This is a genomic window from Nanhaiella sioensis (assembly GCF_046557775.1).
GTDB lineage: Bacteria > Bacillota > Bacilli > Bacillales > SM2101 > Nanhaiella > Nanhaiella sioensis.
In genome coordinates, this window is record NZ_JBKAEG010000001.1 from 4360719 (window position 1) to 4376302 (window position 15584).

General features: G+C 33.1%; 17 protein-coding genes. 13 read left to right on the forward strand and 4 right to left on the reverse strand.

Going from position 1 to position 15584, the window contains the following annotated elements; all coding sequences use genetic code 11:
• Positions 1–175: 175 nt before the first annotated feature.
• The 9 genes from V1503_RS20615 to V1503_RS20655 all read left to right on the forward strand — a co-directional run bounded on the left by V1503_RS20615 (position 176) and on the right by V1503_RS20655 (position 7799).
• Positions 176–1329, forward strand: a protein-coding gene (locus V1503_RS20615; RefSeq protein WP_410624125.1) for an IS3 family transposase whose coding sequence is annotated in 2 segments (ribosomal slippage) — positions 176–428 and positions 428–1329 — 1155 coding nt in all. Because the reading frame shifts where the segments join, the coding sequence is not laid out codon by codon here.
• A gap of 453 nt (positions 1330–1782) precedes the next feature.
• Positions 1783–1932 (forward strand): hypothetical protein, encoded by a 150-nt coding sequence (locus tag V1503_RS20620; RefSeq protein ID WP_410628989.1) that lies wholly within the window; start codon positions 1783–1785, stop codon positions 1930–1932.
• Between the two features lie 839 nt (positions 1933–2771).
• The gene (locus tag V1503_RS20625; protein ID WP_410629482.1) at positions 2772–3227 is read left to right on the forward strand and encodes a GNAT family N-acetyltransferase; all 456 of its coding nucleotides are present in this window, start codon (positions 2772–2774) and stop codon (positions 3225–3227) included.
• 136 nt (positions 3228–3363) lie between these two features.
• Positions 3364–3804, forward strand: a complete 441-nt coding sequence (locus V1503_RS20630; RefSeq protein ID WP_410628990.1) for a hypothetical protein — start codon at positions 3364–3366, stop codon at positions 3802–3804.
• A 505-nt stretch (positions 3805–4309) separates the two neighbouring features.
• Positions 4310–4849 carry a 2'-5' RNA ligase family protein gene (locus V1503_RS20635; RefSeq protein ID WP_410628991.1) on the forward strand — a complete coding sequence of 180 codons (540 nt, stop codon included), beginning with the start codon at positions 4310–4312 and terminating at the stop codon, positions 4847–4849.
• Positions 4850–5326: 477 nt separating this feature from the next.
• The gene (locus V1503_RS20640) at positions 5327–5635 is read left to right on the forward strand and encodes a hypothetical protein (protein WP_410628992.1); all 309 of its coding nucleotides are present in this window, start codon (positions 5327–5329) and stop codon (positions 5633–5635) included.
• Between the two features lie 635 nt (positions 5636–6270).
• A complete protein-coding gene (locus V1503_RS20645; protein ID WP_410629483.1) occupies positions 6271–6918 on the forward strand; it encodes an RNA polymerase sigma factor in 648 nt (215 codons plus the stop codon).
• A 59-nt stretch (positions 6919–6977) separates the two neighbouring features.
• Positions 6978–7340 (forward strand): VOC family protein, encoded by a 363-nt coding sequence (locus V1503_RS20650; protein WP_410628993.1) that lies wholly within the window; start codon positions 6978–6980, stop codon positions 7338–7340.
• A 42-nt stretch (positions 7341–7382) separates the two neighbouring features.
• The gene (locus V1503_RS20655; protein WP_410628994.1) at positions 7383–7799 is read left to right on the forward strand and encodes a VOC family protein; all 417 of its coding nucleotides are present in this window, start codon (positions 7383–7385) and stop codon (positions 7797–7799) included.
• Positions 7800–8164: 365 nt separating this feature from the next.
• Here V1503_RS20655 and V1503_RS20660 read toward each other — a convergent pair whose 3' ends face one another.
• Genes V1503_RS20660 through V1503_RS20675 form a run of 4 tightly spaced genes read right to left on the reverse strand, consistent with a single transcriptional unit; the run spans position 8165 to position 11809 of the window.
• A complete protein-coding gene (locus V1503_RS20660; RefSeq protein ID WP_410628995.1) occupies positions 8165–8926 on the reverse strand; it encodes a hypothetical protein in 762 nt (253 codons plus the stop codon).
• The gene (locus V1503_RS20665) at positions 8907–9737 is read right to left on the reverse strand and encodes an ABC transporter ATP-binding protein (protein ID WP_410628996.1); all 831 of its coding nucleotides are present in this window, start codon (positions 9735–9737) and stop codon (positions 8907–8909) included. The genes V1503_RS20660 and V1503_RS20665 overlap by 20 nt, the downstream gene beginning before the upstream one ends.
• Positions 9738–9752: 15 nt before the next feature.
• Entirely contained in the window at positions 9753–10811 is a 1059-nt protein-coding gene (locus V1503_RS20670; RefSeq protein WP_410628997.1) for a FecCD family ABC transporter permease, read from the reverse strand.
• Entirely contained in the window at positions 10808–11809 is a 1002-nt protein-coding gene (locus tag V1503_RS20675; RefSeq protein WP_410628998.1) for a FecCD family ABC transporter permease, read from the reverse strand. The genes V1503_RS20670 and V1503_RS20675 overlap by 4 nt, the downstream gene beginning before the upstream one ends.
• Before the next feature lie 165 nt (positions 11810–11974).
• Between V1503_RS20675 and V1503_RS20680 the strand changes: the two genes are divergently transcribed.
• The 4 genes from V1503_RS20680 (at position 11975) to V1503_RS20695 (ending at position 15419) form a co-directional block, all read left to right on the forward strand.
• Positions 11975–12967 carry an ABC transporter substrate-binding protein gene (locus V1503_RS20680; RefSeq protein ID WP_410628999.1) on the forward strand — a complete coding sequence of 331 codons (993 nt, stop codon included), beginning with the start codon at positions 11975–11977 and terminating at the stop codon, positions 12965–12967.
• A gap of 447 nt (positions 12968–13414) precedes the next feature.
• Complete coding sequence (locus tag V1503_RS20685; protein ID WP_410629000.1) at positions 13415–13966, forward strand: flavodoxin family protein; 552 nt, start codon at positions 13415–13417, stop codon at positions 13964–13966.
• A gap of 225 nt (positions 13967–14191) precedes the next feature.
• Positions 14192–14635, forward strand: coding sequence for a MarR family winged helix-turn-helix transcriptional regulator (locus V1503_RS20690; protein ID WP_410629001.1), 444 nt, complete (start codon positions 14192–14194; stop codon positions 14633–14635).
• A 232-nt stretch (positions 14636–14867) separates the two neighbouring features.
• Entirely contained in the window at positions 14868–15419 is a 552-nt protein-coding gene (locus V1503_RS20695) for a cysteine hydrolase family protein (protein WP_410629002.1), read from the forward strand.
• Positions 15420–15584 lie beyond the last annotated feature (165 nt).

The following is a 15584-nucleotide window of genomic DNA, read 5'->3' on the forward strand; positions in this document are numbered from 1 at the left end:
AATTGTACCATGTTTGATCATGCTAAACTATTATTTGTTTAGATGATATTCCTAATTTGTAAATGCTTTGTTAACAAAATATAGATTGTGGTTTATATAAAGGGTGGAGTTAGTATAGTTTTATGGACACAAAAACGTTAAGTACTTAAAATGTACTTAGAAAGGTTGTGTCCGGATGGGAAACAAAAATACAGGCAAAAAATATACCCAAGATTTCAAGAAAATGATTGTTGAACTTTACCGTTCTGGTAGCTCAGTCAAAGAACTTAGTAATGAATATGGCGTATCGGAAGTAACTATTTATAATTGGAATAAGAAGTACTCTCCTATTAAAACAGAAGATGGTTTAAGCCTTACAGCTGATGATATTTCTAAGATGCAAAAGCAGATGCTTCGTCTTCAAGAGGAGAATGAAATCTTAAAAAAGGCTATGGCCATATTCGCGAAAAAGTAAATTCAGACGAGCTAATGGGCTTCATCCAAGAGAAAACGACAGAACATCCAGTGTCACTTATGTGTGAGGTATTGAATATACCTCGCAGTACATATTATCAATCATTAAATAAGGTTGAATCAAAACGTGAAAAAGAAAATAGACAAATCACTGAGCGAATGACAACGATCCATAAAGAGAGTAAAGGACGTTATGGGGCTCCAAAAATTCACCATCAACTAACAGAAGAAGGAATACACATCAGTTTGAAACGTGTTCAACGTTTAATGAAAAAAGCTGATATCCACTCTATTGTTAAAAAGAAATTCCGTCCATATAGTTCAAATGAGAAAGTTGTAAATCGAGAAAACATCTTGAAAAGAGATTTTTCAACTGCATCAATTAATGAAAAGTGGGTGGCTGATATAACTTATGTGCATACGGTGAAAGACGGATGGTGCTATTTAGCATCGGTGATGGATTTACATTCGCGAAAGATTGTCGGCTATTCCTTTTCAGAGGAAATGACAACAGACGTCGTAATAAAAGCTCTAGAAAACGCTTACGTAACTCAATTACCACCCGAAGGGTTAATTCTACATACTGACCTAGGTTCACAATATACAAGCCAAGCATTTACTGATCGTATTAAATCTTATGGTATAACACACTCCTTTAGCCAAAAAGGATGCCCTTATGATAACGCCTGTATTGAATCTTTCCACGCTATATTGAAGAAAGAAGAAGTAAATCATGTTCAATATCTAGACTATAAAACTGCCAATATCGCCATCTTTGAATTTATCGAAGCATGGTATAACAGAAAAAGAAAGCATAGCAGCATTGCTTATAAAACACCCCAAGCAATAGAAGAACTATTCAAAGACTCTGCATAAAACTTAATCTTTTTGTGTCCAAGATATTGACTCAAGTTCAGGGTTACTCAAAAGATAAAAGAATAAGAGATCTTTACATGCATTTATTCCACTATTCTACAATATGGCGCAAGAAGGTAGTAAAGGCTATCTGACCTATGTTAAGGATAGTTATCTATTAAATAAACACAAGTGATAGTGAGTCGTATAGCATTTTATAAATCCCACTTCTGTAAAAGAGATGGGATTAATTATTTTCAGTATATTGTTAGCAAATAATTAAGTCTGACTAAATAAGAGTTCTTCCTACAATTTAAAAATTCCATGTGGTCTGTTTAGTGTATGTGTTACGCGAAAAGTTGGTGAGCTCGCATTTACTAAAAATATACGCTTGGTCAGCATAATAAGTCTATAACTTTTAGATATTGTTAGAATAATATGAAGTATAGAATTATGGAGGTGATATCTAATAGAATGAGTGTATCGAAAGAAATGCCTGTGTTTATATTAGTATTATTTATATTGTTGGTCATTATATTATATTCAAGAACAAATAGATATTCGCAATCAGCCTTTATACCTGATCGATTTGTCGGAGGGATTAGTTTAATGATACCAGTTTAATTTTAAGATGAGGACTTATAAACTGTCCTCTTTTTTAGTGAGTAGTTTTTGCTTTATTATGTTCTCCATTTAGGTCCAACTAATACCGTAACGATTTATAATAGAAAAATGAATATGAATATAATTATATTTTTCGGAAATGATATTGTTAGCTTTTAGGGGGATATCGTAGCTTAGCTCCCTTTTCCATGTGTAAGAAACATCTCTCTTATTAAAGCGCCCATTCCTATTGATAACGGGATTACTACAAAAAGAATATTTATTATCCTTACAAATGGAAGTGTTGTAAAAATAGCTACAATACTGTTGATAATAATGATAACCCCGAACAAAAGACATATAAAGATTAAATATCTGAGTGAATACTTAGATGAAATTTTACTCATGAATAGTTCCTCCAATATTTTTCATTATAATTCTATGATAGCACTACTAATTTCTCATTTCAGTTTCTCTGTATATCAATGAATACAATATTCAATTTTAGTTTATATAATGGGAGTTACAGGAAGTTTTATGAGGGATATTTAGTCTCAAATAGGTAAACTTTATTGAGGTAAGTGGTAAATGACTGTCGAATAGTAATAACACAAGCCTTAACCAGCTTATCTAAAAATTATAAGTAGTAAACACAAGTTGAGTAATGTTTACTAATTATCTACCTTTAAAATTATTCCACAATATGGCGCTCATCTTAAATAAGATAAGCGTCTTTTCCATTTTGTGGTCCATGTTCTCTAACAAAGGGATTGTCTAATTGCTAAATATAAGTAATAATTTCTTAAAGGAAATAGCTACCAAGAAGTAGTATATACCAATAATAAAAAAGGGGAGTTAATATATACCAATATTTCAATGGATTAACAATAAGAGAAGGTACCGAGGGAGTTCCTGCTGAATATGTTGAATCTTTGTTTGAAGATGCTGGATGGGCAAGGAATACTCCATCTTGGCAGAAAGAGAAGTTTTCACTAATATTCAAAAATTCAACATGGGCATTTACTGTTTGGGATAATAATAAAATGATTGGTATGGTTAGGGTTATCTCGGACCAAATTATGGCTGCTAACGTAATGGATTTAGTTGTTTTATCAGAGTATCGTGGAAAAGGTATCGGCAAAAAACTCGTAGAATGTTGTGTTCATAAACTTCCTTACGGAGATTGGTTTGCTCATACACAAGCTAATAATTTTAGTTTTTATAAGAAGTGTGGTTTTGAAGTAAAGGACCTAACCCAAAATGGTACTTGTGCGTATTACGGATATATACAAGCTCAAAGAGATTGGCATAGGTAAAAGTTTGTAGACTAAAAATTGAAAAGGTAAATGGATAATCAATAGTTTGATGAGATTATTAAAATAGCTGAAAATATGATAAGGTGCTGGGCTCTTACCCTAGTTATATCCAAACAAATTAAATTAAGGGGAAAGAATGAAACCAAGATTAATTAAATTTCGACCAAAAGTAGACCCTCGAGATTACATAAAAGGACAAGATGATAGAGGTAACTACATTCCATATGAAGGTGTAGGTAACAAAAATACCGATAGGCAGAATCATATTAAATCTTTATTTATAGAAAGTCAAAATCTTCATAATTTTGCATACCCGAGGTTTCATCAAGCTGACAAAGTTATTGAAGCGCTAAATAAAACTCTAGGGGTGAGGCACACTATTTTTAGGCCTTTTTATGAAGGGTCTGAAGATTGGATAATAGATATGAGTAATGGTATCCAATTAATAATTAACACCTATGATGAATATGGTGGAGATAGTGGTATTAAGCTAACAGGCTTAATAACTGATGGAAATATAAGTGATAAAGAGGTGTATAAATCTATTAATTGGTTATTGAATGTGTATCAGCTATAGGGCACATTGATTAATAATTTTTTTGATTTTGACAAATGATCAACCTGAAATTGCTATTTAACAATATGGCGCTTGAACTCGAGTAAAACTCCAAAATTTCTTTTTATTTTTTTCTTAAAGAATATGAAGTTCGAATATCTAAATTTCCTTAACGTCGTATTCCGATTTTTCTCAGCCATCTAAAATTAATCAACTAGAAAATGGTTGACTAACCTTATGATATTATGCCAGCTAATAAAAGATCTATTGATTTTCTGATAGCTGGTGCATTTCTTTAATATAGAAAAAATCTATTGTCATCTTCCAGTTGTGTTAAGTAAAAATTATTACCAAAGTGCTATGGAAAAGGTGATCAGGTTAGGTTAGTTATTTTAATAAAGATATAACATTTTAAAGTCATTGATCCAACGTGATCTGTATGGGACTCAGTGTAAAATATAGGGAAGAGTTTTGAAGAAGTGTATTAAAATGGAGAATACTAAAAATATTGTGAGGAGTGATAGAAATGCAATATTTTATCGGAATTGTGCCACCAGAAGAATACATAAAAAAAATTATGAAATTCCAGTTGCAATGGGAAAATAATGAACTTCCAAATGTTGTTGAGCCTCATATCACAGTAAAAGCACAAGGTGGTTTAACATCAGATAAGGATTGGCTAAAGGATGTTGAAAAGGTATGCGAAGACACCACGCCATTCAAGCTGAAATTAAGTAAAGTTGACTTCTTTGAAGAGAATGTACTATTTTTATGTGTTGAATCAAGAGAGTTATACAAGTTACATAAAGAAATTGTTAATGCTGTTTCTCCAGAAAAAGACTTAATTAAAAAATATATGGAACTGGACGACTATTTCCCCCACCTAACATTAGGACAAACTCATTGGGGTTTATCGAGAGAAGAATTAAGAGATATGGCTGAATTAACAGAAGAAAAGCTAAGTCCATATCCTACAATTAACGTAGATTCTTTAAGAGTGTACCAAGAAATTGAATCAAACAAGTATGTGAAATATTTAGATATTCATCTAAATAAAGAGAGGTAAATATTCTAACTTTGTTCAACTACATGGCTCGAGTTGTAGTAGGGGCTATCTCGACCACCTTAAGAGTAATTTCTTTTAAAAATAGTTCAACTAGAAATGGCAAGCCGACCTCATAATAACAAATGATGCCGCTTAAACATAATGAAAGAGAGAGAATCATTTTAGTAGACTCCCTTTTTTGTAATAATAATCTTCCACAATCTGGCGCAAGAATATAGTTAAGGCGATCCTGATTACCTTAAGGATGAAATCCATTAAGAATGAGCAGCCAGGAAATTTGCTGATCTTATAATACGATCTGGTGCTGCTATGAAATAAACAAAACTATAACAACTTTGATATTATTTTTCACAGCATAATGAAATTTACTACTTAATTGAAACAACTATTGTTAACCTCGTCTTAAAATTAAGACGGGGTTAAATGTACTTGAAGTCTAAGAATGATATACTTAGTTTTGGTATAGGAGGGATATTAATGCGTCTAATTTATAGTATTTTAAGAGAGATTAACCAGTCAAATACTCCAAAGGCAACAGATTATAAAATGAAAGATTATGAATTCAGAAAAATAATTCACTATATTAAAGGACATAATTACATAAAAGGAGAAGTAATAACTTTTACTGATATTTTATTAGGTGGAGCAAAAGTAAACTTTGTAATTGTATCTTTTTCAAGTAATGTGAATTACAGAAATCATAAAAAAGGTATTGGTAAATTGAATTCACAGAATTACCAACACCATTTTTACCTCTTAGATAACCACGCTGAACCGTACAAATAGAAAGAAAGAGTCCATGCCTAATTAAACTTTACTTCATAAAAAAACTATTACAAAAACCTCTCGACCATCTACTCCTGCAGCATTAGCATGACTCTTATTATGATTTGAGATATGTAGTGCTTTTTTATTTATTCAAATGCAGAATTTCGGGTTAAATCTTGTATTTCTCATCTGATGTCTTTTGCTTTCTTGCCTCACGAATTACACAGCCTACAGTCATATATATAGATTTTCTTAATAGGCTAGATCTGCGTTTAGTAATTTTGTCTTGAATAACTGGATTAGTATTTTTTATGGCTGCTTTCAGATGGGTTGTTATTTATCGTACTAAAAAATGAAAATGAACACCTATAAAATTAAGTATCGTAAGGTCTTTTCTTCAGTACAAAGATGACTAATAAATAAAACCGCTTTTTATGTTACTAATTTGGTACCAATAGCAACAGAGTTCATGAAAAGAGCCTTTATAAAACGATCACTGTTGCACAAAACAACATTTTTATCCTCTAGTATAGGAACCACGCCACATAGTATACGATTAGAGCTTAAAAAAAGATTGTTAAAACTAACTCAATTTGAAATAATTAGTTTATAATTGGAAGTTAATAGGTTATTTAGGAGTGTATGATGTGGAAATGCAGCCTTATATTAATGAATTTTTACCCGAATTGAAGCGGTATTGTCATATGTTAACAGGTACACCATGGGATGGTGATGATTTATATCAAGATACCTTGTTAAACATTATTAAACGCTCCTCTAAGCTCAGTGATCACCCTAATCCAAAAGGGTATCTTTTTAAAACAGCAACAAATCAATGGCGAGATACGATCAAAAAAACAAAGAGGGAGGTTGTTGATGGAGAGTTTAGTATGGCTGAAAAAATTACCGACATAAGTTTAATTGATTCTATAGAAGTACTCATTTCACTACTACCTTTCAAACAAGCTGCAATTATATTACTCACAGAATACTTCGGATTTAAGTCAAAAGATATTGCCGAATTATTAGAAATGACTGATGGGGCAGTTAAAGCTGCTTTAAATCGAGGTAGAACGACTTTAACAAAAATGAAAAGTGTTCAAATAAAGAGTAACGAACCTATACCAACGATCCTCAATCGTTTATTAAACAACTTAAAGAAAAATGATTTTCAGGGTATAGTTACTACTTATCATATCCTTGTTTCTCGAGGCGTAAAGGTAAATAGAGATGACCAGTTCTTTACATTTGAGTTGTATGATCCTGATGGGAATCGTTTTTTTTTCAAAGAAAAAATATAAATTTTTTTCGTATCTTTTTTATGTTTTATGCCGTTATTTATATAAAGGAGGCGATTTATATGAAAACAGTTAAAAGAATTGATAGTGTTTTTGTCCCAGTAACAAATATTGAAAGATCAGAAAGGTGGTATATGGAGACTTTTCCTTTTAAAGTTGTTTACCGAAGCAGTGACGGGCAATATGTAGGTTTTCGATTTAATGATGAGGGGGAGTTGAAAACTGCCTTAACCTTATACAAGGTTGAAACAATGCCACAAATTTATCATCAAACCTTTAATTTTTACTGTGAAGATGTTGATAGTTTCCATACTTATTTAACAAATCAAGGGAATAAAGTAGGTGAAATCCATGGAGGAGATGGAATGAGATTCTTTGATTTGTTTGATCTTGACGGAAATATATTGGGTGTTGTGACATTTTAGGAGTTGTATATATAATTTATAAGCAATCACGGAGGAGAAACAATGAGTACATTCATACAAAGAGTGGGTACTACATATGTCCCAGTAGCAGATCCCCAGAAAGCATCAGAGTGGTATCAGCAAAACCTTGGAGCGAAAGAAACGTTTTCGAATCATGATAAGGTAATACTTGACTTAGCGAATCAAAGTTTTTTTCTTGTGAAAGCAAAGCAAGGAGAGAGGGTAGGGTTTCTCGATTATAATGGATATGAACATTTTACGATGACTTTTGAGGTGAATGGGTATAGTGAACTAGCAAATTTTCATACCCTTCTTAAATCCAAAGGAGTCAGTGTAGGAGAAATAGAAGATCGTGGGCACCCAGGTAACAATTTTGTTTTTTATGATCTCAATGGAAATAAGTTTGATGTTTGGAGTGAGCTGAGTCCTATGTTTAAAGAAAAATATCAAGTTGATTAAATGATATATTTGACACCCTAGGAAAAGTGTGTTGAATAATTAGTCGTGTAAATTTCCTGCTATTAAGATGATAAATTTTTATAATATATAGCACGGTATTTAAGCAATGGCAGATTACCTTTTTGGTGTTGAAATGTAGAGCTGAAGAAATGGCTTTTATCGTAACATGGTACTATTTTACTATTAATTATAATTAATGTGGAAAAAAGCCTTAGTAGAAAATAACCCACGATCACTTGGTGTATAGACATTTTAGTTCTAGTACTTAAAGCAATACTCAATGGGAAGACAGCATTACGAAAAGAACTTTAAAACGAGTGGGGTCTGTATTGGAACAAACCCTACTTGTTTTAATTAAAGGTTTATTAAGCTTTCTTTCTGTCATGAACAATTGGACATATTTTGCAAAAATTTCTTTGATCCCCAACTAAGTATGAAAAACAACAGCTTGTCCGCTTATAAGTTGATTGATTGTTATGTTTTGATTTTGCGAATTTCGAAAATGGGTTATGATCATGTGAACCAAACAAAGAGCTTGGCCCTTCTTGCAACAAATAAATGTAATCATCAGTTATCGTTTCGTGTAAGTGATTATATTGACTATCAGATAACAGTTTTTCGTACATCCATTTTATGTATATATATAGATTTTCCCACATTATGGCCATTGATAGTTTGCATTTTTTATTTATTAATGAAAATAAAACGTCTATGTGATTTGCAAAAATTTGTGTTAAAATATCATTTCTCCACTTGATCCGATTACGATCAGAGGCGTCTTCTATTGATACGTTATTCAACTTGAAAAATGGCTGCCAAAGTGTATCACGTTCTTCCTCCGATTCAATAGCAACATTTTTAATCGAAAAGTCCACCTTTTTACTTAGTGCACTCATCGCATATAATGCAATTAAAACCGCAAAGCTGTATCTTTTCACAAAAAGAGAGCTAGCTACCATAATGTTAGCAGACTTAGTTTTCTCTTTAATATAAACTAAATAATTGTGTAACATTTGTTCATCAAGTAAGTCTTCTGTATAAACTGAAAACAATGAAGGTTTAGTTGTTATTGATAATCGGTATTCCTCTTGTAAGATCTTTAATTCTTCAGCTGTAAACGAGCTCATGATGCTTTTTCACCTCATTTAAAATACGCCTGCCTCTCCCGTGTGGAATGCACATTGGTGTTCCAAAAAGGGGATCAGCTGTTACATCACAATTCATTTGAAAGACTTCCTTAACTAGCTTAGAGTTAATCACTTGTTCCGGTTTCCCGTGAGCAAACACTTTTTTATCTTTGATAGCGATCACGTTATGAGCATACCTACAAGCTAAATTTAAATCGTGGAGAACCATAATAATCGTTCTATCTTCTATATCGTTAAGTTCAAATAATAGATCTAATATTTCTATTTGATGAGTCATGTCTAAATAAGTCGTCGGTTCATCTAATAAAATTATATCTGTGTCTTGAGCTAACGTCATGGCAATCCAAGCCCGTTGTCTTTGTCCGCCCGACAATGAGTCTACAAAACGATCAGATAGTTCTTCCATACCTGTTGCTTTAAGTGCTTGGGAGACAAGTTTTTCATCTTCTTCGGACCATTGGCGATACCAAGATTGGTAAGGGTATCTTCCTTGTTTCACTAGTTGTAAGACTGTAAGTCCTTCAGGAGCTATTGGCCCTTGTGGTAAAATAGCTAATCTTTTAGCAATTTCTTTAGTCGGTAATTTAGCAATAGCATCTTGTTCAATGAAGATTGTTCCCGCTCGGGGCTTCAGAAGCCGAGCTAATGAACGAAGAAGGGTAGATTTCCCGCATCCATTACTTCCAATAAATACTGTAATTTCTCCTTTTGGGATAGTTACATCTAATTCATCTATAATAATCGAATCACTATATGACACCGTCAATGATTTTGTTTCTAATGCTTTCACTTTGCCCCACCCCTTTTACATACCGTTTCGCTGTTTATATAATAGATAAATAAAGTATGGTGCTCCAATAATTGCTGTAAAAACACCCGCTGGTATTTCAATAGGAAGAAAGACAGTTCGCCCAATTGTATCTGCTAATAGGACAAGAATAGCACCAATTAATGCTGATAAAGGAAGTAATGCACCAAATGAAGATCCAACAAGTCTTCTTGCGATGTGAGGAGCCATTAGCCCTACAAATCCGATACCTCCAGCGAATGCCACTGCAGTTCCGATTAACGCAGCACTTAATAATAATAATAATATGCGTTGCCTTTGTATGTGAGTACCCACACCAATCGCAATTTCTTCACCTAGTTCTTGAATATTAATCTGTCTTATCATAATCATGACTATGAACAACAGTGAAGTTGTAATTGGGGTCAGTATCCATACGTTTTCCCAATTAGAACCATATACAGATCCTGTTATCCATACATTGGCTTGGCTAGCTTGATAAATTGGACCAATGATCATGAGTAAGGTTGTCAAAGCCTTTGTAAACGCCCACAAACTAATACCGATTAATACGAGACGTATAGCAGAAAGACCGTTTTTCCATGCTAGTATGTATAACAAAAAGGTCACAATAGTTGCACCTGCAAATGCACTTAACGGAAGCCACTTGATACTAACTGTTAAAGCATTATTTGCATCGCTAAATATAACTAAAAAGAAAACAACGGCAACTGATGCGCCACCTGAAATACCAATAATGTCTGGTGAAGCGAGTGGATTTCGGACAATAGCTTGTAAAATAGCCCCAGCTACAGCAAGGCTCATACCGACAAGGATAGCGATCAAAATTCGTGGCATACGAAATGACTGAACGACTAATTGTTCATAAGCATCCCCTTGACCTAATAAGATAGCCACTACACGCAAAGGTTGTAAAAACTGTTCTCCCATTCCGCTACTAATTAAGAATAAGAGTAATAATAACATGAGAAATAATGCAGTTATCTTAATGGCATGTCTATCAAGTATCAGTGATATTTTCTGCTTTCCAACCCGCAAAGGATAATATTTATTCATGCTGAGTGTACTCCTTTTCGAGCAATGTAAATAAAAAATGGTGTTCCGATAAAAGCAGTCATCACACCAACCGGTACTTCTTCTGGCATAATGACGTACCGCGCCCCTATATCCGCTAACAATAACAAAATGCCTCCTAAGACTCCGCAATAGGGTAAAATCCATCTGAAATCATTTCCTACTAATGTCCGCACGATATGTGGAATGATAATACCTATAAATCCGATAGGGCCAGCTACTGCAACAGAACCCCCCGCAAGTAAAACGAAGCAAAACGTCATCGTTAAATTAACTACTCCTGTACGTAGTCCGAGCCCCCTTGCTACATCTTCCCCCATGGTTAAGACATTAATTTTTGGAGAAATAATGAAAGCTAGAACTGTCGCACCTATGAGGTAAGGATATACTGAGAAGAAAATATCCAAATCTCTACCTTGAACCGACCCAGCTAGCCAAAACAGTGCTTGATCAAGGGCAGATTCGTCCATCACTAATAACCCTTGAGTTAGAGAAGAAAACAACGCTGCTATTGCAGCACCTGCAAGTGTTAATTTCATTGGAGTCAAGCCTGTTCCAGAGCTGCTAAAAACATATACTATACATGAGGCAAAAGCCGCACCAGCAAAAGCGATCCAAGTATACGCTTGCAATGAATTAACTGAAAATACCATTAGTGCAACAACGATAAAAAAGCTCGCACCTGCGTTAATACCTATAATATCCGGTGAAGCGAGTGGATTTTTCATTAGTGCTTGCATGAGGGCTCCTGCAATGGCTAAGCTACTTCCAATTACAGCAGCTATTAATGCTCTTGGTAGACGCACTTGCTGAATAATAATATGTTCATTGGAACCATCAAATTGTTGGAAGGCTTCAATAGCTGTTTGAACACCTGTATCAGTATAGCCAAGGATGATGCTAAGTCCAATACACAACAATAAAATACATAAACTAGTGATCAAACCAAACAATTTTCCTCTATTATTAGTTAGTAACATTTCTTACTTCTCCCTCAATTTACCGAATTCTCTTTAAGTGTAGGAGATGAAAAAGAGAATGTCAATGACTTTGATAATCATTTTCATTTAGATATTGACAAAGCCGAAAATATACTCTAACATCTAAACAGGAATGAAAATCATTATCAAATAGGGGGAGATGACATGAATACATACAAATCAAATCGTTTATCTTCATTACTTACTGGGGTATTTCTCATAGCAATTCTAACACTTGTAGGTTGCTCAAATACAGAAGGTGAACCGTCTAGTGGAGAGAAGGTCACTACAACTGAAAGTAGTTCTTATCAAGTAGAACATGCAATGGGTACAACAGAAGTAGAAGGAACGCCAGAAAAAATTGTTATTTTAACGAATGAAGGGACAGAAGCTTTATTATCACTTGGTATCACACCGGTTGGAGCCGTTCAATCGTGGACAGGTGACCCTTGGTATGATCATATACAAGAAGAAATGAATGGTGTAAAGAGTGTGGGAAAAGAAATGGAACCGAGTTTAGAAACAATCTTATCACTACAACCAGATCTGATCATTGGTAATAAAATGCGACATGAGAAGATTTATGAACAACTATCTGCAATTGCTCCTACAGTATTTGCAGAAACATTGCGAGGAGATTGGAAAGATAACTTTGAGTTATATGCAAAAGCGGTTAATAAAGAGGAGCAAGGTAAAGACGTCATTTCTGAATTTAATAATCGTATTAAAAATTTACAAAATCAACTAGGTGATAAATTAAACCAAGAGGTGTCTATCGTTCGATTCATGCCTGGAGATGTTCGAATTTATCATAAAGATACTTTTTCAGGAGTAATTCTTGAACAATTAGGATTTGCTCGACCGGAAAGTCAGGATATAGCTGATTTTGCAGAAAAAAATGTGACGAAAGAGCGTATCCCAGCAATGGATGGTGACATTCTATTTTATTTCACATATGATCCTGCTGATAAAGAAGGGGAAGCAAAGAAATTAGAAGAAGAGTGGATTAATGATCCACTATTTAATAATTTAAATGTTGTACAAAACAATAATATCTATAGAGTAAATGATGCAATTTGGAACACAGCAGGCGGTGTCAAAGCAGCTAACTTATTTTTAGATGATATTGAAAAATATTTCTTAGAAGAAAATGAATAGTACAATCTTAATAATAAAAACTCGGAATCATAGATTCCGAGCTTTTATTATTTTTAACATAGGGAGTTATAGTTTGTAATCGTAGTTTGTACATATATTGTTGTCCACCTTACTATTTACGATGAAATGAACTTAATAATCTTATCTAGTCGTTCTGTACTAGTGTAATAAAACTGTTTGTTCATGAATTATTGATTTTTTTACGAGTTTTTTCTTCATACCAAGGTAAATGGCAACTAAATTTTCATCAAGGGCTCTATTTCTACTCATAGAGTTCACGGAACTATAAACCTTTTTCCTTGCAGGATCCATATGGTGATGTATAATTATGGAATATACATCACTGTTCAACTATCTTATTTTTTTATAGGACAATGTTATCTTCTATATAATAAGAATAGCATTTAAAATTTGATCCAAGTGTTTAATAAGAATGGGAGTGTTATGATGAAGATATTAAATATACTGGGGAGTTCTAGAAAGAACGGGAATTCAGAATATCTTACTGACCAGATGCTACAAGATGTAGCTTATAAAAAATTATTTTTACATGATTATCATATTAAGGATATTGTAGACAAACGTCATACTGAAGAAGGATTTCATCTAGTTGAGGATGATTATGAGGATATCATTCAGTCGTTATTAAGCCATGATGTAATTGTTTTTACAACACCGTTATATTGGTACGGTATGTCAGGACATATGAAAACCTTTATTGACCGTTGGTCACAATACCTTCGTGATGAAAGGTTCAACTTTAAAGAAGAAATGAGTAAAAAGAAGGCATATGTTGTCGTTACTGGAGGGAATAAGAAAATTGTAGCCCTACCATTAATTCAACAATTTCATTATATTTTTGACTTTGTCAATATGGAATTTGTTGATTATCTTTTAGGTCAAGGAAACGAACCGATGGATGTTAAGATGGATGAAGAAGCACTTGCGAAAGCAGCATATCTTAACGATAAGCTAAAAACACAGTTCGAAGTAATTTAACTGAGTAGTTTACTGGTTATAAAAGAATGCCTTGCTATTAACAGATTATAAATATTTAAATCTGAATATTTTATTATTGTAGAATTGTCGATTTTTTGACAGTTCTTTTTTTTTGTTTATTACCAATTTTTAACTTTACAAATAATAACATCTAACATATAATTAAATTAAATATATTATATATATAAACAATTAAAGTTATAAATAATTTAGGTGGTGAATATAATGGGCAATAACACATATTTTAAAGATGCCTTTATGCTGTTAGAACAAATTAATAATTCTCTTATACATGAGATTGAATCGCTGCTTCAGTTTGATTTAACCCCAAAACAGTCTGTACTAATAAACATTGTTCAAGCATTTAATAATATAACTGTAAAAGATTTAGCCGAGAAGATGAACATATCTACCAGTGGAGTAAGTCAACTGCTTAGTAAGCTAGAAAAAGATAAGTATATTAAGCGAGAAATAAATGTTGACAATCGACGAGAAGTTCATATTAACCTGGATACTAAAGGGTTGGAGCTATATCAAGCTTCTAAAGAAATTGATAATAAAATTATAGATAAGTATTTTTCTAAGTTAGATGAGAGTGAAGCCGAACAATTTTATGCAATTGTGAAAAAACTGCATGGCATCGTCATGTCTGAGAAACAAAATATATAAGCATTGATTCAATATATTTAACTAAGCTTGTTCATGCAAACCTAAAGTATTTTCAGACAGTTAGATATAATGCACAAGAGTTACTTAATTCGCTCATAGAAGTTTCGAATGTAGATGCTTCCATGTAAGATAAACACCAGATCATAGAACTAATATTAAATATTATAAGAATGAAAAATGACATCGAAGGGTCACTGAATGCTTGGAATAATAACAAGTGGGGGAATAGTAAATGAACGTAGCTATACTCGTACTCGACATTCAAAAAGGTTTTATTAGTGAAAAAGCTCGAATGCCAGTCGCAATGCATCATATTGAACCGATGTTGACAAATGTTAATAATATTGTAGCGAAAGCTGATAGTAGAGATATACCTGTTGTGTATATTGGTAATGAATATGAATCTAATCAATTTATTGTAAATTTATTAACAAAAAAATCAGCACTAAAAGGAAGTGAAGGTGCTGAGTTAGATGAGAGATTACTAAGGGTGAATGATGTTTATTTTTCGAAAAACAAATCGAATGCGTTAAGTAATTTAAATCTTCTTTCATATCTAACTGCTAACAGAATTAATCATATAGTTATAGTTGGTTTATTTGCAGAAGCTTGCGTAACTGCGACTGCCCTCGACTCCATCCGTAAGAATTTCATTGTAACAGTAATAAGAGATGCAGTAGCAAGTGCGAATGATTCAAGGAGAGAGAAGTCCTTAAAGTATTTGAATTCCAAAGGGGTTGGCATTATCGAATCTTCTCAGTTATTCGAGAAGGCTGTTAATTAACAGGCTATAGAAGAAAAAATAAATCAAGATGGGTAGGTTATGTTTTCTGTATTCCTTACAAGGCAGCCCTTAAAAATTTTGACTGTGATGTTGTTTGATTTTTGACACGCTAGTTTTATTAAAGAAATCCGAAATCAATACGGAAACAGCCAATAATGATGTGGA

Coding starts and splice junctions, on each gene's coding strand:
- V1503_RS20695 (WP_410629002.1), top strand. CDS start 14,868: ATGAACGTAGCTATACTCGTACTCGACATTCAAAAAGGTTTTATTAGT.
- V1503_RS20640 (WP_410628992.1), top strand. CDS start 5,327: ATGCGTCTAATTTATAGTATTTTAAGAGAGATTAACCAGTCAAATACT.
- V1503_RS20680 (WP_410628999.1), top strand. CDS start 11,975: ATGAATACATACAAATCAAATCGTTTATCTTCATTACTTACTGGGGTA.
- V1503_RS20635 (WP_410628991.1), top strand. CDS start 4,310: ATGCAATATTTTATCGGAATTGTGCCACCAGAAGAATACATAAAAAAA.
- V1503_RS20660 (WP_410628995.1), bottom strand. CDS start 8,926: ATGAGCTCGTTTACAGCTGAAGAATTAAAGATCTTACAAGAGGAATAC.
- V1503_RS20650 (WP_410628993.1), top strand. CDS start 6,978: ATGAAAACAGTTAAAAGAATTGATAGTGTTTTTGTCCCAGTAACAAAT.
- V1503_RS20655 (WP_410628994.1), top strand. CDS start 7,383: ATGAGTACATTCATACAAAGAGTGGGTACTACATATGTCCCAGTAGCA.
- V1503_RS20675 (WP_410628998.1), bottom strand. CDS start 11,809: ATGTTACTAACTAATAATAGAGGAAAATTGTTTGGTTTGATCACTAGT.
- V1503_RS20690 (WP_410629001.1), top strand. CDS start 14,192: ATGGGCAATAACACATATTTTAAAGATGCCTTTATGCTGTTAGAACAA.
- V1503_RS20685 (WP_410629000.1), top strand. CDS start 13,415: ATGAAGATATTAAATATACTGGGGAGTTCTAGAAAGAACGGGAATTCA.
- V1503_RS20670 (WP_410628997.1), bottom strand. CDS start 10,811: ATGAATAAATATTATCCTTTGCGGGTTGGAAAGCAGAAAATATCACTG.
- V1503_RS20630 (WP_410628990.1), top strand. CDS start 3,364: ATGAAACCAAGATTAATTAAATTTCGACCAAAAGTAGACCCTCGAGAT.
- V1503_RS20645 (WP_410629483.1), top strand. CDS start 6,271: ATGCAGCCTTATATTAATGAATTTTTACCCGAATTGAAGCGGTATTGT.
- V1503_RS20620 (WP_410628989.1), top strand. CDS start 1,783: ATGAGTGTATCGAAAGAAATGCCTGTGTTTATATTAGTATTATTTATA.